This is a genomic window from Candidatus Uabimicrobium amorphum, assembly GCF_009002475.1.
Classification (GTDB): domain Bacteria; phylum Planctomycetota; class Uabimicrobiia; order Uabimicrobiales; family Uabimicrobiaceae; genus Uabimicrobium; species Uabimicrobium amorphum.
In genome coordinates this window covers 898,400-918,178 of record NZ_AP019860.1, presented here as the reverse complement: position 1 = coordinate 918,178, position 19,779 = coordinate 898,400, and the positions used below count along the sequence as shown (strand labels likewise).

At 39.5% G+C, this 19,779-nt stretch carries 12 protein-coding genes; 5 read left to right on the top strand and 7 right to left on the bottom strand.

The features are described from left to right. Positions 1-298: 298 nt before the first annotated feature. Positions 299-607 (bottom strand): YceK/YidQ family lipoprotein, encoded by a 309-nt coding sequence (locus UABAM_RS03130; RefSeq protein WP_151966543.1) that lies wholly within the window; start codon positions 605-607, stop codon positions 299-301. 47 nt (positions 608-654) lie between these two features. Here UABAM_RS03130 and UABAM_RS03125 point away from each other — a divergent pair, with 47 nt between their 5' ends. Then, complete coding sequence (locus tag UABAM_RS03125; protein WP_151966542.1) at positions 655-1,818, top strand: DUF7079 family protein; 1,164 nt, start codon at positions 655-657, stop codon at positions 1,816-1,818. Here the strand turns inward: UABAM_RS03125 and UABAM_RS03120 are convergent. Then, the gene (locus UABAM_RS03120; protein ID WP_151966541.1) at positions 1,813-2,757 is read right to left on the bottom strand and encodes an MDR/zinc-dependent alcohol dehydrogenase-like family protein; all 945 of its coding nucleotides are present in this window, start codon (positions 2,755-2,757) and stop codon (positions 1,813-1,815) included. The genes UABAM_RS03125 and UABAM_RS03120 overlap by 6 nt on opposite strands. Positions 2,758-2,768: 11 nt before the next feature. After that, positions 2,769-4,835 (bottom strand): hypothetical protein, encoded by a 2,067-nt coding sequence (locus UABAM_RS03115; RefSeq protein ID WP_151966540.1) that lies wholly within the window; start codon positions 4,833-4,835, stop codon positions 2,769-2,771. A 457-nt stretch (positions 4,836-5,292) separates the two neighbouring features. On the opposite strand from UABAM_RS03115, the gene UABAM_RS03110 reads away from it, so the two are divergent. Next, positions 5,293-6,789, top strand: coding sequence for an outer membrane lipoprotein-sorting protein (locus tag UABAM_RS03110; RefSeq protein WP_151966539.1), 1,497 nt, complete (start codon positions 5,293-5,295; stop codon positions 6,787-6,789). Positions 6,790-7,067: 278 nt separating this feature from the next. On the opposite strand, the gene UABAM_RS03105 is transcribed toward UABAM_RS03110, so the two are convergent. From UABAM_RS03105 to UABAM_RS03090, 4 genes are read right to left on the bottom strand one after another with little or no spacing between them, the layout of a single operon-like run. After that, positions 7,068-7,754, bottom strand: coding sequence for an ABC transporter ATP-binding protein (locus tag UABAM_RS03105; RefSeq protein WP_151966538.1), 687 nt, complete (start codon positions 7,752-7,754; stop codon positions 7,068-7,070). A gap of 12 nt (positions 7,755-7,766) precedes the next feature. Then, positions 7,767-9,794: an ABC transporter permease gene (locus UABAM_RS03100; RefSeq protein WP_151966537.1), complete on the bottom strand. Its 2,028-nt coding sequence runs from the start codon at positions 9,792-9,794 to the stop codon at positions 7,767-7,769. An 11-nt stretch (positions 9,795-9,805) separates the two neighbouring features. After that, entirely contained in the window at positions 9,806-11,476 is a 1,671-nt protein-coding gene (locus tag UABAM_RS03095) for an FtsX-like permease family protein (RefSeq protein WP_151966536.1), read from the bottom strand. Between the two features lie 19 nt (positions 11,477-11,495). Beyond that, on the bottom strand, positions 11,496-13,139 hold the full coding sequence (locus UABAM_RS03090) for an outer membrane lipoprotein-sorting protein (protein WP_151966535.1): 1,644 nt from the start codon (positions 13,137-13,139) through the stop codon (positions 11,496-11,498). 316 nt (positions 13,140-13,455) lie between these two features. On the opposite strand from UABAM_RS03090, the gene UABAM_RS03085 reads away from it, so the two are divergent. From UABAM_RS03085 to UABAM_RS03075, 3 genes are read left to right on the top strand one after another with little or no spacing between them, the layout of a single operon-like run. Further along, entirely contained in the window at positions 13,456-16,101 is a 2,646-nt protein-coding gene (locus UABAM_RS03085; RefSeq protein WP_151966534.1) for a PEP/pyruvate-binding domain-containing protein, read from the top strand. Continuing rightward, positions 16,098-17,141 (top strand): 3-oxoacyl-[acyl-carrier-protein] synthase III C-terminal domain-containing protein, encoded by a 1,044-nt coding sequence (locus UABAM_RS03080; RefSeq protein WP_151966533.1) that lies wholly within the window; start codon positions 16,098-16,100, stop codon positions 17,139-17,141. Before UABAM_RS03085 ends, UABAM_RS03080 begins: the two co-directional genes overlap by 4 nt. A 4-nt stretch (positions 17,142-17,145) precedes the next feature. Continuing rightward, complete coding sequence (locus UABAM_RS03075) at positions 17,146-19,770, top strand: aminotransferase class III-fold pyridoxal phosphate-dependent enzyme (protein ID WP_151966532.1); 2,625 nt, start codon at positions 17,146-17,148, stop codon at positions 19,768-19,770. Positions 19,771-19,779 lie beyond the last annotated feature (9 nt).

Genomic DNA, 19,779 nt, shown 5'->3' with positions numbered 1-19,779 from the left:
ATTGCTAGTGGAAAGTAAAGAAAAATAACCACAGAGATCTAAGAGAAAATTACAAAAACAAACCGTTAAGCCTTCATCCAACAATAAAGTCAAAACACATAATGATGAATTTTTTATTTTTCTCTGAGCCTCAGTGGTTCTCTTCTAAAAGAATAAAGTTCACAACCAGGGTTATAAATTTAAAAACCGCAAAGTTTATAACGGTACACTTTTTCGCGCGACAAACAGGCTTACTATCAATTTTACCAGTTTTTTGGTGTTGTTCAATATTTAAGCTTTACAAAATATGCGAATATAATCAATACTGAGTTGCCTGAGGATGAACAGTTTCTTTTTCATACGCGGCGAACTGCGCAGAACTCTTTATGAAAAAAACAACAGGTAGTGTTGCGGTATCAAAAACCAAACTGAATGGCATGTCAATAATACCTAGAGCAATACTTTCATCCAAGAGATCAATATCAAAGCCAACTCCACCGTAATATTCAATATATTTTTCTGTGGTATTATCGTAATCGGCACTAAGAGAAGCTGGTCGTCCAAGATTTGTCATTGTACCACAACCACAAAGTGTTATCATAATTGTATAAAGTATTATTTTTTTCATAATTGTTCTCTACAGCAGAAAGGGACGAGACATCTCGTCGTGTCAAAATGGATATTAAAATTAATAAAGATTACCGTTATATTACTACTCTATTATGGTACATCTCTTTTTTTGCACTTGCAAGTGCTATTAGCTACTTATTGCCTTTCGATTTACAGAAAAACTATGCACGTTTTTCTGCGTCCCATCGTGAATGCTGGTTTATTTCAGTGGGAACATTGCTTTTTACGTTCACTGTTTTTATTTATTATCGGTCGTTATGGAAAACGATCCTAATCAGCTTCTTCTCTTCATTTTTGTTTGCTTTAATCGGTTATGAGTTTTTTGGAAATCTCATCGACGATTGGTTAGATGTTCTTATATATATCGGCACTTTTCTTGTTGCTGTATTCGCAACATTCAGCGCATTTTTTTATTTTTTAGTTATCATCGATCATCTTATGAAATTTGCACATCCTGCATTCGTACTAAACGACAATGGTTTATACGATTATAGTCATCACATGGGCTTTATTTCTTGGGAAAACATTCAAAAAATACACATTCTCGACTTGGGTTCTCAAAAACAAATCGCCGTAGAAATTAAAAATCTATCCTGCCTTTCGCTACGCCCTTTTAGCTTTAAGAAGCTTTGTTTGCAAGCGATATTTTTGTTAACCAAACATCATTTTGTGCACCATATACATCTCAATAATCGTCAAGTTTCTCCACTTACTTTTTCTCATATAAAAGTTATGTTGCAATCCCAGGGTAAACTTGCGCAACAGCACCCAGGGCAAGGATTTATTCGCGAGTTTGCTCTTAGCAACGAAGAGAGAAACTTTGCCAATTCCTTTGCAATGGAAGAGCGCCTTCCTGTTTGGAAAGCAATCGCTGATTTGTTCCTTGATACCGAAATTGAACTTTTGTATGAACCTATTGCTCAAGTGCTAGCAAATTCTCCCTATGATTTACGTACATTAAATCACATTTACACTTATGAAGTTGCTCCCGTTTATCACGTCAATTTGCTTTCCGTTGCTGGAGAGTGGGGTGGTTTTTCGGAAGAAAGTGTAAAAGTAAATATTACGAAATCTTTATACAAAAAGCGTCGATCATACTTCAGCAAAGCAATCTCTTTTTTACTGCAATATATTTACACCTTTACCACGAAAAAAGACTGGAAAATCATCATAGAAAAAGTAAAACTGCGACGTCAACAGCAATCATGAAGTACAGTCTAATAGTATCTTCTTTGCGCCCCTAGTACTTGCTGCTTCGTATGCTTTTGTACCCTCTGTTAAAGGATAAATTTTTTCTATTACGGGCGAAAAATCGCTATTGTATTCGTCGATAAATTGAAAGGCATCCGCAAACGAACCACAACGAGAACCGATAATGCGAATTTCATTCACCACAACATCTGACAGACAAATTTCTGCCATGTCAGCGTATGTGCTTTTCAAAATTAGAGTGCCTTGGGGGCGCAACATTTGTAATGCCGTTGTTATACCCGACTTGCTTCCGGTACATTCCACGACTACATCAAAGTCGCGTTCCCCTTCGCAAATAGCGATGCCCAAATCGCGAAATATTTTTAGTTTCTCGGTGTATTTACCTAAAACTTGTAACGCAAACTTCTTCGCAGATAACACCGTAGCGATCATAAAACCTAGCTTGCCATCACCAACAATCGCAATACGAGACTCCGATGAGATTTCCACTTGACGAAGTATACGGCATGCTGCCGCAAGAGGTTCGATAAAGACCGCTTGCTCATTGCAAATATGTTGTGGAACTACATACAAATTTTCGTTGGGGATTACCGCATACTGCGCATGAACACCATCGCAATTCAAAATTCCCAGCACCCTGCGCTTACGGCAGTGACTTGTCATTTGCCGTAGACACATATCACAGTTTTGACATACAATATTAATTGCAGCAACTACGCGCTTTCCGACAAGAGAGTGATCATCAGATTCTGCAACAACACCAACAAATTCATGTCCAGGAATTCCACTGAATTTTTTATAACCATGCAGAAGATGTATGTCTGTGGAACAAATCCCCGCCAATTGTATTTTCACCAGTGAATGGTGAGGTTTTGGTTGTGGAACGGCAATTTTTTTTAGCGATAACTTGCCATTTGACATATACAGTGCTTGCAAAGTCTTACCTATTAAAATGTGTAATCCAGGATAAAAGAAACATTGTCATTATCGCGGTGAACGCCATAAATGATGTCTTCGCGTAAACCATTAAGAAATTGTGTTTTAAGACTTACAATCAAATTGGGGTGTACCTTATATGCCACACGTGCTTCGAAAAAGTCACTTGCCCAACGATAGTCCTGATTCAAATTCATCGAAAACAATAATTGAAAGCTCAATGTCGTATTGTATTTATATTCGGAAAAAATAGTAAAGCCACGATCACCTGACTCTTCTGGAAAACCAAGTATTTGCTCTCCGTTATTTAGGTTTGCGTCTAGCTCATTGACCACCAAACGATTAAAAAAGAGTTGCAACACCCCTTCTAAGGAATCTCCTTCGCGAAATACATTGATATAGCGACGACTAGATCCAAATATAACCGCAAAAAAGTCATCACTGTCTCCGGTTTTTGAATCGACGAGAACGCCTTCAAAAAATACCCGCCATTGACCAAAGGTGGTAACAAAATCTGCGCCAATAATGCGCAATTGATCATGAAATCGCGTCAGCAAAAAATTATTGGGATCAAAACGAAAATCGGAAAATCGGTTCACCCCCTCGTAGTAACTGAGGGAAAAGTCCCACCCCTTCACTGTTGCTGAAAAGCGAAATGCAAACTGTGAATTTTGAAAATTATGCGCATCAAGTTCATTGACTTGGCTCACTGTGTCAGGAGCTAGTCCCAATAACTCTTCTACAGCAGCTGGCGTATCGATAAACCACTTCGAACCTTCAAAGGCTTCGCGATTCCTTGTAAAACGGGGAACAAAGATGAATTCCAATGTAGGAAATTCCACATCACCAAAGTTAGGGAGATAATACTTCACCATGCCCGACCATACTCCCATTTTGCGACTACTGTCGATGTTAAATCCCTCGATCGGGTCGATTAAATCGTAAGGATTGATCACATCGGTGGGATTAGGGCCAAATGCCTTTCCCCATGCGTAGACTCTTTTGCCAAAGGAAATATCGATATCATTTACCCGGAAAAACAAGTACATTTCGTTGTAGTTTAAGTAACTACGTCGCGTACCATTGTCTTCTAGGTTTTCCAATGCAAAGTAACCCTCTGCGGCATTAAAGTCATCAAAATTGACTTCAGGGGCAGCGAAGAAACGCAAGTTTTCATTGAATTTGTATTCAAACTCTATGCGTGTGGTAAATTCGTTTTGAAAACGTCTCTCATTACCATTTTGGTCGTTGTTTTTCCAAAAGTATTGCGTGCGGCTATAATATGTAAAACGAAAATACTCAAACGAATTCATGAAGTATTTACGTCTTATGTAACCATCGAGATCGAGAAGTGCTGTGGTAAAGTCTAACTTTTCTTCTTCCTCTTCTTCGTAAGCCGCTTCGGCAATTAAGTTGCCTTTATCGATTTCTTGTATGTCTTCATCAATAACAACACCAAATTCATCGTCTAGGAGATCGTTCCCCACACCGAACTCATCCTCAACAAAAGACGTTTGGGTTTCGGAAGAATCTTCTGTAGAGGAAAATTCGTCTTGGATATAACCCGTTTCAAATTCATCGGCAACAAGATCATCACCTGTTTCAAATTCGTCAGCGACCAGTTCATTTCCCGTTTCGAATTCTTCGCTACTTTGGGAATCCCCGAATTCATCTTGTACATATTCCTTCGACGGCGACACATCGAACTCGTCTTCGACATAGTTTCCTTCAGGGGAAGATTCGCCAAATTCATCTTCCACATATTCTTCTCCGGCAGAAGATTCGCCAAATTCATCCTCCACATAACCTTCTCCAGGAGAAGATTCGCCAAATTCGTCCTCTACATAACTTTCGGACGGCGAAACGTCGAATTCATCTTCCACATAGTTTTCCGTTGCCGGGGCAACATCAAACTCATCTTCCACATAACCTTCGGAGGGAGTTCCGTCTTTTTCGTTAAACGTTATATCTGACTCAAACTCATCATCTAACAGGTCATTGCCTGTTAGCGTTTCATCTTCTTGAGAATTTACACATATGCATACAAGGCACAAGAGGAAAAGAATTGTTTTTTTCATTTTACAACATCAAAAAAATACTTTTTAGGATTGCAAATTAAATACAAAACATTTATGTTCTTTATTCGTAAATAGCTATATTTCTTTATTTTACTTGGGCATGTTATCAACATAAAACTTGTAAACTCTAAACGAAATACAACTACAAATATACAAACAAATAATAAATATATAGAGTAATAATGCCCGTATTTTATGAGGCAGAGACCAGATAAAGATTGATTGATAACACGCCCTATACTACATGAAATCACTCGTAGTGTAAACAGAAAAAATTTTTGCAAAAACCTCCTCGACATCTATATTACGAAAATAAATCACTGTGCTTAAGTTCTTTTACATCAAAGATGTACAAATTCTTATTTATTTGCTAACAAGCCGTAAGAAAAAGGCATAATATAGGGGAGGGAAACCTCTTAACTAATTCAAAACACGATATATCTATTGGGAGAAAACAATGAGAAGTTTTCTGTTTGTTTTGTTGTGTACAACTCTTACCTTTGCGGCTCCGAATGCCACAGCCCTTGTCAAAAAAGCCGACTTATTGATACGCGGAGAAAAAAGTTCTGAACAGCACGTGAGCTTTTCGGTCATACGCGCCAATAAAAAAGTCGACCGGACAATGATGGTATACCTAAAAGGAAAAAACTACAGTTTTACACACATTTTAAAACCTATTAAAGATAAGAACACCGTCATTCTAAAACGCAATTCTGATATGTGGATGTACACACCTGCCGTACGTAAAGAAATCAAAATCCCTGTATCGATGATGCACGAATCTGTTTTAGGGAGTGACTTTACCTACGACGACATCATGCGCGAGTCTACTTTTACAGACGACTACTCACACAAACTCGTCGGTAAATCTCCGTCCATGGAAAAAACCCACGGGACAGTCTACATCATAGATCTCGCTCCTCTTCCTGGAAGAGCGGTAGCGTACAAAAAATTGCGTATGTGGATTCGCACTAGCGATGGAAATATGTTACGCGTTCAGTATTACAACGACGACTTAAAAGTCCAGAGAATTCTTTCACTAGAAGATATCGCCAGTGTGGGTGATCGTTCTATTCCTACAAAATGGACAATGGTAGACAATAGCGTAAAAGGAAATATGACCGTTTATCGCATTTTGGGTGCTCGCTACAACAAAATGGAAAACGAAGATATTTTCAACAAACGCTCTATTCTATCTCCCCCTAATCCAACTTTGGATACGCAAGCGGAAAAACTTCCCGATGCGACAGCTTTAGTGAAAAAAGCCGACCTATTAATTAGAGGTGAAAAGTCATCAAATCAATATGTCAATTTCGAAGTTCGTCGTTCAGGAAAAGATCCAGTAAAACGTAAGATGGGCGTGTATTTAAAGGGGAGAGACTACAGTTTCACTCATGTTCTTGCTCCCATTAAAGATCGTGATATCACCATCTTAAAACGTCACCAAGATATGTGGACCTACACACCAAAAATTCGCAAACAAATCCGTATTCCGGTAGCACAAATGCACGAATCTGTTTTGGGAAGTGACTTTACTTACGATGACATTATGCGTGAGTCGACCTTTACCGACGATTATTCTCACAAGATTATCGGAACATCAAAAGCCTTCGCCAAAAAATACGGCACTGTATACGTTCTAGAGCTAACTCCTCTACCGGGAAGAGCAATTGCTTATCGTCAACTACGTATGTGGATTCGTGAACTCGATGGTAATATGGTACGCGTTCAATATTACAATGATGACTTACAAGTGACAAGAATTATGGACTTGACGGACATTCGCGAAGTTGGTGGACGCTCCATCCCAACAAAGTGGGTAATGTTCGATGTACAGAAAAAAGGAAACTACACTTTGTATAACATCCAAAACGCAAAGTACAACGAAGATATGAAGGACAGTACATTTGAACAACGTTCTCTTGCAGAGCCACCACAAGCTGTTTGGAAGTAGATTTTTCAAACTAAAACTGCCCCAGGAGTGTCATTCCTGCTTTCGCAGGAATCCACAATATAAAATCGACTTGCAAACGCCTCGATCCCTAGTCAAAAAAGGGATTACAAATGAAAAAGACTTGCAAATCCATGTCATTCCCGCGCAAGCGGGAAACCAGCAATATAAAGTTAACTTGTAAATGCTGGATCCCTGCTTTTGCAGGGATGACACCATAAGGAGTTTATATCTTAGCTTGACAGCCATGTGCTTTTGTAGGGATGACCGTGCGATTATCTCTAATGTTCCTCTATCTTTTCAATTTCACCATCTTTGAGACGAATTAACTTTTTCGCGGCGTCCATTACCATGGAATCGTGAGTGGAAAACAAAAATGTGACGTTGTGTTCTTTGTTGAGTTGTAACATCAAATCAATCAGTGCTTGCCCGGTTTTAGAGTCAAGATTCGCCGTAGGTTCGTCGGCCAAAACCAATTTAGGCTTGCTAACAATGGCACGCGCAACGGCCACACGTTGTTGTTGTCCACCTGATAACTCACGTGGAAAACGGTTATTCATCCCGCCCAATCCCACAATTTCTAAAATTTCGTTCACTCTTTTTTGTCTTTCTGCCGCAGGAACGCCTTGCAATAAAAGCACGAATTCCGTATTTTCCTGACAGGTGAGCACCGGAATTAAATTGTATGACTGGAAGATAAATCCAATGTTTTGCAAACGCAGTTCTGCTAATTTTTTTTGGGGAAGAGTCGATGCGTCTTCGTTGCCAATAAAAACTTTACCGCTAGAAGGATTGTCGAGTGTTCCAATCATATTTAAGATAGTTGTTTTTCCTGAGCCAGAAGGACCGGCAATCGCAATAAAATCCCCTTCTTGTACTTCAAGACTAAATTCGTTTACAGCAGTGACCGGTATACCTTTGCCTGTGTATGTTTTTGTTATTTTTTCGGCCTTTACAACAGAACTCATAACAATGCCTTTCTACGGATTATGAATAGCATCGACAGGAGCCATTCGCGATATTTTCCAAATAGGGTACAGAGGGGCGACTAGCGCCGTGAAAATAACTAAAGAAATAGGTTGCATTAAAACATCAGCATTCACAATTGCGATAATGCTTGGTTTTAACATACCTTGGCGAAATACATCCACAAAAGATTCGATGAAAATAGGTGAAAAATATAAATAACTACATGCCGCCAACCCAACAATGCAACCTACAATCAAAGCAACTCCCGTAAGAAAAAAAGATTCGAGTAAAATCATATATGTGATTCTTTTTGAAGTAACTCCTATCGCCTTCATTACCCCAAACTCCTTCTTGCGCTCCATTACCGACATCGTCATTACGTTAAAAATAATGATAAACACCGCGAGAAATATCGCACTCAAAAAAGTTTCAATGATAATATTCTCAATTTTGATAAATTGAATAACACCAATAAGCATGTCTTTCCAGGCGAGAACTTCAAAGTTTTCTTGCGTTTCGATTCCCTCCTTGCTCTCAACAAACTCATCGCGGAACTGTTCATCGACTACAAAATCACTTTCCAGAGAATCAATCTCATTGTACGAAAACGCCAACAGTTCATAATTAAATTTTCGCAAGCCGCTTTTTTTCGAAAAATCTGGCTTTCGCACATGCGAAAATACCTTATCATCGAAAAAGGATTCTTTGCCAAGAAGCACATTGATGTCTTTAATTAAACTTTCTTTTAGCTGAGGGGATGGCATATCGATTTCGTCATACTCATCTAACATTTTCAAGGTTTCCGCGGATAAAAATTTTGCGATATGTACGGAGGCTGTATCCATGGTAAATTTTAATTTATACACAAAGGAAGCGATATCAAGAAACGAATCTTGTGTGACAGCAAAAGTTGTATCCTGCGAACGTTGGTAAAATGTTTTGTAGGGTTGCAGTTTATCTTTAATTTTGCGCACGACTTCGTCAACGTCATAAGAATAGTCAAGACGAACGATAATTTGCGATGTCTTGTTTTGCCCGTAACCCACAAGTTCTGCAACTACTTTCTCCGGTACCACAACCATACCCCCGTTGAATTCGGGGTTTCCCACATCAAAAATTCCAACAACCTTAAAGATGGCCGCCTCCATAGATCCGGATAAACCTTGTAGTACAATTGTTAACTCTGTATCAATGTCTGCATTGAGGCGTAACGCCATTTTCGAGCCTATGATAATAGGGTATATTTTGATAAAGTGTTCTGGATAGACTTCTTCGAGTAGCTCGCGGTTAGCACGTAGAAAATTTTTGTTGTTGATGTCTTGCACAATAAATTTGCTATTTATTTGCATTTTGGCAAGTTGAGCAGTGGTTAACAAACTTTCTTTGTCGAGAACAGAGTTCATTTCCTTCACGAGTACAGAGGGCAAATCACTATCCATCGGAATAAATTCATCAAAAGAATCAATGCGTTTTAAAAGAGAAGGCGAAAAAGATTTGCGTAACGACGCGACAATCGGATTTCCCACCTCTTCTTGAACTTTCTTTATAAAAGATTTTCTTTCCTTGAAGTGATCCATCTTCAATAGACGCCCAGCGCTTTTGTTGCTATCCTCTGGTAGCAAAAAACGTCCTCGGCCTCTTGAAATTCCTCGATGGAAGACAGTAACTTGCGGTTCGTTCTGTGGATCAATTCCTACCAAAACAGCACCAAAAGACAAATCGCGATAACTCACTAAACCTCCACACACAACGCGCGTTGTATATGCTTTAACTCCCTCGATTGACTCCAACTCTTGGGTGATGAGGTCGTGGTTTTCGATATAACCGTCGATAGTTTCGTTACCAAAAAAGCCTTCGCGATTGATTTGAATGTAACCGTTAAAGGTATTGACACTTGATTCGATAATTTGTTCATGAAAACCGTTAATAATTGCCATAAACAGCAACAATGCGGCTGTACTAAAAGCGATTACGATGATACTAAGTATCGTTCTTCTTCTATTGCGCCATACGTTTCGCCAAGCCATGTCTAAAATCATTCTTCTTCTCCTTACACGAAACGAATTGCTTCAATAACTTTGATTTTTGTTGCTTTTATTGCGGGATACAAACTAACGACCACCGTAAGCAACATGATAAAAATCCAACTCAACACAATAGGAATAAACTCCGCTTTGGAATAAATCACCGTATCAATAGATATGGCAAAAAAAGATGCCCCTTCTTCTCCACCAGCGAGTAAAGCGGCGTCAAAACCATATACTTGCAAGTAGTATAGCGCTGGTCCCGCGATTATGGCTCCAATGACACAACTAATGGTTGCAATCCATATAGATTCAATAAGAATAAGTCGAATCAAACGGCTAGGGGTCATTCCCATGGCACGCATAATTCCAAACTCATAAATTCTTTCAAAAATAGCCATCAAAACAACGATAAGTATTCCAATTGCCGCAACCACAATCAGTACAAAAATACTGAAATACATAAAAATATTGTCGAGGGTGATAAATTCGACTAAATGGGGATTGATTTGCGACCATGTTAAAATTTCAAAATCTTTTCCTTGTAAACTCTTCTTTAAATCTTTCGCCACCGCATCAATGACATCGTTGTTCTTACAGATAATGGCGATTTCTGAAAAGTAGCCTTGTTGCGGACGCGATTTAATCTCAGCAAAGGATTGCTCCAAGATGTGGCGATTTATTTGTATTAAATCTTGTGTCGCATTTTTGTCCAAAGAGGACATTTCTTGGGGTATTTTGATATGGGAAAAGATTTTTTCCTCTGGTAAAAAAGTACTTTTTAACAGTTTGTTGAACTCTCTCTTGAGATCTGACACAAACTCCGCGTTTTTTTGTTGTTTACTTTGGATTTGTCGGCGTAGCTCCTTTGACAACTTTTCATATAAAAATCGATATTTATCATTTTGTGGCTCCTGTAAATGGTGCACAAGTTCGGGGATATCGATATCATTTTTTGAGAGAGGAGATTTTGCGGTGTAATCAAAAAGCTTATGTGCCGTTTTGTAGTGGATAAAAACCGTTCTTTTATCATACTCTGGGACAAGTGTCTTAAAAATACCATTTACGCGAAAAAGATGCTGTTTTATTTCTCCAGATAAACTTTGTAGAGTGAGTACCACTTTATGCCCTACGCGCACATTAAATTTTTCGGCAATCTTAGCACCGAGCAAAATACCTGGTAAACGAAATTCTTCACTGGTAATCGCAATTCCATCAGCGTCTTTTGGATATCCTTCCTGCCAATCTTTATCGGTTAAGTACTCTCCCGAAACAATGGGTCCTTTACTTTCAGGCGTATTTTTTTTGTGTAGTATACTCACCTTGACTTCAGTAGTAGGATTCACTCCAACAATCGTCACATTTTGCGCCTTTGATGTATAATTGACAAGTCCTGCCCCCTTGATGCGCAAGGTATAATCGAGAACATCAGGGTTTTCTTTCACCACATTGAGTACATCTTCGCTGTGTTCCATGTAGTAATGAGGATTAAACAAAGATGCAAATTCATTTTTGTGAACCTGAATATGGCTACTACCCGCTTTTACCGAATTTGTAATAATACCATCGTGATACCCAATGGCAAGACACAATGTAGTAAGAATAAAGAAATAGCTAAAACTCATCACAGCTATGGTAATCACAGTTCTCGTTTTGTTACGCCATACATTGCGCCATGCCATTTTTGCAAAAAACATATCTGCCCTTTCTGCAGTATTATTTGTCAATTAGATATTGAATGTTAAAAGTTTGCGAAGGGAACGCAACTCCAACTTTCCAACCTTTAATATTGATCAGCGTTTTTTTCTTGGTAAGCGCATTTACAATAAAAAGGCTGTTTGGTCGCCATATGTTTTCGCTAACACGAATCATTTTTTTCACGGCAAATATCTTTGTCAACTTACCATCTGCGGCAAAATATTTTATTTGCAAAGGATAAAAAACCTGCGCATCTATCCAGTAGTATCTTTTTGCGTAGTTTGCCCCACGAAAATTTTCTTTGGGTGTTGACAAAATAATATGTGTATTTCTACCACGTAACACCGCTTTTTTCACATAAGTATAATCATAGCGGTTCAAATCTCCAGGTAGCCAATCTGTGTAGGAAAATTCCGTATCGAGAATTCGATCTCGTAGGTTATGTGTTTTTGTGAAAATACGGTTTTCATTCACATCATAATACGAAAAATCGATGACATTGCTTGGCCAATCGATTTTAGACAAATAGGCATTGCCGCGCATTGCTTTTGGCATATTGACTTTAATCAGTTGCTTTGTCGCATTCGTAACAATGTTGTTTTGCACAAATATTTCCACATCCATTTGTGTATTGTTATCAATAATCACAGCTTTTATTTGTTCTGTAGGTGCATAATGTCGCATGCGGTACTTGCGAATAATCGCTGCGGCATTTGTATTCTTCGTAAAATCGAGTTCTTGTAGAGATTCGTCCACGCGATTTTCTGTCTTTGAAGATCTAAGACGTGGAGATTTTGGAGTTGTTGTTTTTTTCGCCGTAATATTCTGCGGGGTGTTCTGCTGCGCAGAGATCGCTGCCTCGCGTTCTTTTTGTATTTCCTTTTGCATTTTTTGTATTTCTTGCTGCATTTTTACCAATTCTTGGCGAGCACTCACTAAGTCTTCCACCAACTGGCCTTTACTTTCGTCCGACTTAGTTTTCTGTTCATTAATCTTCTGCGAAAGGTCCGCTATTTTTTTTATTTCCTCACGACGCAATTTCTTTTCCTCACTGATTTGCGCAGTAAGCTTGTCGATAATTCGTTTGTAACGTTTATCATACTTATTTTCTAATTTATCCAGTGATGCTTGTTTTTCTTTATTGGACAACGTATCATTTTTTGCCAGTTGTAGTTTTAAATCGTTCAGCTCCTTCTGTTTTTCTTGCTCTAGTTTTAAAACTAGAGCTTGCTTCTCTAACTCTTTTTTTTCCTCTATGGCGTTTAACATGTTTTTCATCGTGGTTTTCTGCTTATCAATAATTGCGTTGATAGAAGCTGTATTGTCTTTTTGCGAATTATTTTGTTGATTGCGATCAAGAAAAAATAGAGTCGTGATGAGCGTTAAAACAAGGATGGTGACAAAAAGAGTTGCATATAAAACCACACGCTGTGATTTTTCTTTTTCGACAACTCTTTCCAGAGTCATGGCCAATGAGCCTTCTGCGACACTGGCGAGTTCTTTATATTTGGTTTGAAGTCGTTGGTAGTCTCTCAGTAGATCTTCGTGCGTTACTTGTTTTCCCTCAAGAAACAAATTGTCATTTACAATTTCGTACTGACTGTCTTCTAGCACGTCTTGAAAAGACGAATCCAACGCTTTATAATCTTCATTGTTTTCCATCTTTTGTTGCGCGAGGAAATGTCAATACGACAAGTTTTGTTCATGAAGAGTTGTTCCCCGCATCCTTTCTGTAAATTACCGCGTATTTTTAAAGATCTGAAGTTAAAAAAGTTTTAGTACGCTTATGAAAGTTAACGGTACAAAAACCAACATACTAAATTAAAATTTTAAAACTTCCTAAATGGATTATAAAAAGCGTGCGAAATGTTTGCAAAATAAATCCTAATGTTGTTGATAAATTTCAATTATATGCTAAAATTTTTGGAAAACAATGAAAAACTGCTCTCCGCTATAACACAATATCTGCAGGTACTTTATGACTATTTTAAACCTACAAAATATTACCAAAAAAGATCAACCTATTGTGGGCAACAAAGCCTTTCAATTGAGTTGTCTATTGAAAGAAGGTTTCACCGTTCCCAGTGGATTCGTCATTACATGTGACTGCTATCGTGAATTTATGAAAACTACAGGCATTGACACCATCATCAAAGAGTATAAATACGATAGTAACACCATTCAAGATTTTTGCCAATCCATTCAACATAAGATTTCCCAAGAAGCCCTACCACTCTCGGTAACAAGTGAAATAAAAAAACATAATGATTTATTGCAAAACAAAGCCGTCGCCGTAAGATCATCCGCAATCAATGAAGACACCCAAAGCCTATCTTTTGCTGGTCAATACCAAACCATTTTGAACGTGGTGGGTGAGGAAAAAATTAGCGCCGCAATTCTTAAATGCTGGGCGTCACTGTGGTCTTATCGTGCACTTAGTTACCGAATGAAAATGCACGAGTCTTATGACCCAGGAGAAATGGCGGTTATTGTACAACAAATGGTTCCAGCGCAAAAAGCCGGTGTTGTTTTCACACAAAACCCCATCACCGGAAACGACCAAGAGACACTTGTCGAATCTTGTTGGGGATTGGGAGAAGCCGTTGTTTCTGGCAAAACCGCAACAGATTCATTTGTCGTCAGTAACGATCACATTACACACAAAACCATTCGCTACAAACTCATGATGTCTTCCGCAGTAGAAAACACTATGCACACGGTAAAAATACCTGAAGACCAAAGAAGTTTACCATCTCTGAGTGACACAGAGGCTTTGGAACTCGCAAAAATTGCCAAAAATATCCGTGATATTTACAACTCTCCTCAGGATATAGAATGGGCCTCTGCCAATCAAAAGTTTTACATTTTACAAACTAGGCCGATTACCGCAATAGAACACCAAAGTTTTCAACAACAACAAGAAGATACTAAGGCCGTATACACGATGGTTGACATTGGCGAATCGTGGACGGGAATGTTTTCGCCACTGGGCATGTCTTTTGCCAAACACTATCAATATCATACCCACGGAAAACTATTGCGAACACTTGGACTTTACGACACAGGGGAGCCACAAAAATATATGTTGACATTGTACGGACGCCCCTACGTCAACGCATCGTATTGGGCATGGCTCTATACACAATCCGCAATATTTCGTGACCAAAGTAAATTTGTATGTCGTTATGCCAGTGCCGAAATGGATTTATCCAACTACAAAGGCCCATATGGAGCGGGGCCAACAGGACTCAAAAATTTATTTACCAATCTGTTTTACTTTGGTTATCAATCGCGGCTAATGCTTGTGTATAAACGTCGTGCCAAAAAAGCCATCGCTCGCCGTTTAGAAGTCCTCGATAAGTTTCGCGCTGTAGATTTAACCACCCTTTCTCTACCACAGCTACACAGCGCCTTTAAAGAGGCGTATGAATATTTTCACAAAAGTAGCGAATTGATGGGACCACCTTACTTCAACAGTTTTATCATCTACGACATTGTTTCCCTATTATGCGATCAATGGATTGATGATAGTCGCGGGGCTGATATCAAACAAAAAATAAAGGCTGGAGCCTCTGACTTGCGCACCCTAGAAGTTTCGTTTGCCCTCGCTGATTTAGCGACAGAAGCACAAAAAGTTGCAGAGGTTAGTGACATTATTCTCGACAAAGAGCCGCGAGAAATTTATCCCGCCTTGTGTAAAATCCCTTCCGCTGAGAAATTTTTAAACAAAGTACAAGCGTTTCTACGTGCACATGGCGTGCGTGGTCAAAGAGAAATGGATCTTGCAACTCCGCGATGGCTAGACGATCCTAGTTATGCATTTTACATGATGAAAACCTACATCAAGGAAGACCATGTGGGCGAGGTTCAAAAAAGGCGTCGTGAAAGAGAACAAGTCACCAAAGATGTACTCAAAGACTTGTCGTGGTTTAAACGCAAAATGTTGAAATTTCTCATCAACAGTTATCTTAAAATGAGCCACTGGCGCGAAGCGACGCGTATGGGTTATATCCAAGGAATATGGATGATACGCACTCTCGTTCATGAGGTAATACGGCGTTTGGTGAGCGAAGAGCATGTTCTGAAAAGTGAAGAACAAGGTATATTCATTGATTACGAGGATATATTGGACTATGTCGCCGAGAAAAATTCAGCCAAAAACATTTTCACACCCGAAAAAATAGAAAAAAGTCACAAAAATCATATCAACAACCAAAAAATACCAGCACCGCCCCTAACCATCATCGGCAGTTGGCACCCTGCACAACAACAAGTGAAAAGTTTTAGCGGCAAAACCATTACCGGTCTTGGAACGAGCGTAGGATACATCAAAGGCAAAGCAAGAATTATTTTAGATTTAGAGCAACAAATAGACGAATTTACCAAAGGAGAAATCTTAGTCACCCATTTTACGGACACCGCCTGGACACCTCTTTTTAACTTGGCAACGGCTGTTGTCACCGATATAGGTTCTGTACTTTCGCATAGCTCGATTGTTGCTCGTGAGCTAGGTATTCCAGCGGTTGTAAATACAGAAATTGCGACACAAACCATCAAAACAGGTGACATCATAACGGTAGATGGCAATAACGGAAAAGTATATCTCGAGAGGAACAACGCATGAGAATCACATCAATAGGAACATCATTTCCCCAACAAGAAATTACAGTCAAAGAGACCGTTGCGCTCATTGAAGAGCACAGTCGTTATACTTTTCGCGGGAATTTGTCCGAAACCTTAAATGAAATAGAAACCAAATTGTATGGCTCTGGGGCACAGAAAAGAAGATGGCTACAACCCAACGAAAAGCCAATAGATCACATTAAAAATGCCATCGACGAAGCACTTGAGAAAGGTAACTGCCACAAAGACGACATAGAGCTTCTGATATATGTGGGGGTGGGAAAAGGTTTTCTCGAACCGGGCCAATCATACATGGTCGCCCACATGATGGACATGAAACGCGTACAGTGTTTTGACATTCTCGACGCATGCATGAGCTGGACAAGAGCCCTTCAAACCGCTTATAGTTTTTTTAAAACAAATACCTACAAACGCATCCTTGTTGTCAACGGAGAGTTTGTCAACGTAACAGGTGATGCACTGTTTCCAGGTAATTATCGTTTGTACACCCCCGAGCAGACAAAGTGGACCATACCTAACTATACCGTAGGTAATGCTGCAGTAGCAACACTACTTGAGCCCTCTTCCCAAGAATGGGAATGGCATTTCTCTTCACGACCAGACCTCGCTGATTTGTGTACAATTCCTTCTGTCGGTTACAAATTGTACTCAAAAGAATGCGAAAGAATCGGTAAAAACGGTGCCTATTGTTTTACCTCTTATGGAAGAGAACTGCACAAAGAGGGATTCCCAGAAGTGGTTGAACTATTTAAAAAATTGAGTGTCCCGCCACAGGAAATCAAGTGTGTATTTCCGCACGCTTCTTCGCAAAAAGCATGGGATAAGTTTGGAGAAGTCGTAGGTATTCAAGATAAAATATATCACATATACGCGGAACACGGCAACCTCGTTTCGGCTTCTGTTCCCGCCGCAATGTATTTAGCAAAAAAAGACAACACCCTTGTCCCTGGAGATAGAATTGTTTGTTGGGTAGGTAGTGCTGGTATGTCTTTTGCTTGTTACAGCTTTATATACGAGTAAAATTATGAGAATACTACACCTTTGCAAATTTTTCATAATAGTTCCGTGGGTAGCGACAAAGTTAATTTTTGTGTACTTTTTTATACGCAAACGTGATGAGCGCTTAGATCGTTTTGGCCACCATATTTGCAATTGTTTGCAATCATTGGGACCATTTTATATAAAAATGGGGCAAATTTTAGCCACCCGTAGCGACTTAATTCCCCAAAACATTACCAGTAAGCTCGCCATTTTACAGGACAATGTTCCCGGAGATAACAAAGCGTATGTCAAGAAATTACTCATCCGCGAATTGGGCAACGACTACCCAAAAATATTTAGTGATTTTGACTTCGAAGCTCTGGCAAGTGCTTCCATTGCCCAAGTTCACAAAGCCACTTTACAAAGTGGTGAAACTGTTGCCGTAAAAATAGTTAAAAAAAATGTAAAGCAGCAACTCACCGGAAACTTTTTCCTACTCAACATTCTGTTGTGGTGGTTACTACTTTTTTTTCCTATTTTGAAAAAAATGCGTTTGCGTGAACGCTACAACGAAATCAAAAAATTACTCGTAGAGCAAACGGATATGGTGCGAGAGTTGGCGCATCAAAAAGTTCTATACAAAAACTTCATAGGGCATCCATATATCGTCATTCCCAAAGCATACGATGAATTTTGCTCACAAAACATACTTGTGTTGGAATATATTACTGCAATTCGCGGCCAAGAATTTTCCCGCGTTAACTTTCCAAAAGACCAACTTGCAAGACGTTTACAAGATTCTGTTTATACCATGTTGTATTTAGATGGTTTCAGCCATGGAGATCCTCATCCAGGGAACATATTTTTTACGGAAGACGGAAAGCTAATCTTTTTGGACTTTGGCATAGTCACCATCCTAAGCGAGCGTGAGAAATGGGGGCTATCTTCTTTTTATTATGCCTGTACACGCAATGAATGGGACATCGCCGTTGACAGATTTACCGAACACTTTGTCACCGACAAACAAGATATACACGCGAAAATACAACAATACCGCCAAGATTTGTACAATACATTAAAGTATCATTTTCACGACAAAACAAATCGTTGGTCGACGATGGAGTACTTCAAAGACGTCAACCAAGTACTACAAAAATATAATGCTTGCTATACCACCAATTTTACCAAGGTCGAACTGGTGTTCTTATCATGCGAAGGATTTGCCTGCCAGATAGATCCGCAAATAGACATATGGGGAAACGCACGAAAATTTACTGACCGTTTCTCTCCTTACATGAGTGATGAGGTCAAGCAAAAATTCGATCGTTATTTTCAAGAAACCATACCGCGTTCTTTGCAGGTAACAAAGTCCGCGAAACAACATCTTGTCGCTCCCACACATTTTGACCGCTACTTTTTTCCCAGTACTTACCCATTGGTAGTGAAAAAAGCTTACGGCTGCAAAATAGAAGATATCGACAACAACACCTATATCGATGTTTCTTGTGGTTATGGTCCACACATACTCGGCTATGCGCATCCCGTCATTAACGAAGCTCTACAAAAAGCTTCGCAACAGGGAAGCATTAATGCTTTGGGGCATTTTCCGGAAATAGAGCTCGCCAAAATCATTAGCGAGGCCTTTCCAAGTGCCGAAAAGGTTATTTTCTCGAACTCGGGAACCGAAGCGGTTATTCAGGCCCTGCGAATTTGCCGCGCCTACCGTAAAAAAGATATGATTGCCAAATTTGAAGGTCACTACCATGGTTTTTCCGACCAAGGAATGGTCAGTTCGTGGTTTCGCTTTAGCGGACAGAAAAAAAATCCCGACCCCATCGCCGGAACATTGGGTAGTGTAAAAAGTGTGGTGAACAATACTCTGGTTTTGCAATATGGAGATCCTGGGGCATTGGAACAATTACTCTTGCGTAAAGACGAGCTTGCCGCGATCATATGTGAACCGCTACCGACATCCATGGCGAAAATCGACCACGAATTTTTACAACAACTTCGCGAATTTTGTTCCACACATGACATCCCTCTCATTTTCGATGAAGTCGTCTCTGGCTTTCGCGTTCACTATGGCGGAGCTCAGGTAGTCGCAGACGTAGAACCAGATTTGACATGCCTGGGAAAAATCATCGGTGGTGGATTACCATGTGGTGCTGTCACCGGGAAAAAAGAGCTTATTGATGTGGCCAAAAGCTCTGGAGATCCGTTTATTGATTACGAACAAAAGACTTTTGTTGGCGGAACGATGAGTGGAAATTCGCTATCTTGTGCGGCAGGACTGGCGACGTTGTCCTACTTAAGAGAAAACAAACACATATACGAACAACTACATGAGCAAACAAATTGGCTCACAACACAACTAGAAGAAATTGCCCAAAACAATAAAATCTCTCTACAAGTGAGCGGCTACGGTTCCATTTTTTCTTTCACCTTCAGTCATAAAAAAAGTAAATTTTACCGAGAAAAACAGTCTGGTAGTAACTTTAAGGCTAATTTAGCCCTAGCTTACTACATGCGCAAACACGGAATTTACATGCCGGAGCTACATACTTTAATGCTCAATGCCGCGCACAACATGGAGGACTTGGAAAAAATAACCGCTGCATTTGAAAAAAGCCTTTGCGAAATGACAGCAGATGGTATTTTTGTTTTATAAAGGAAAAAG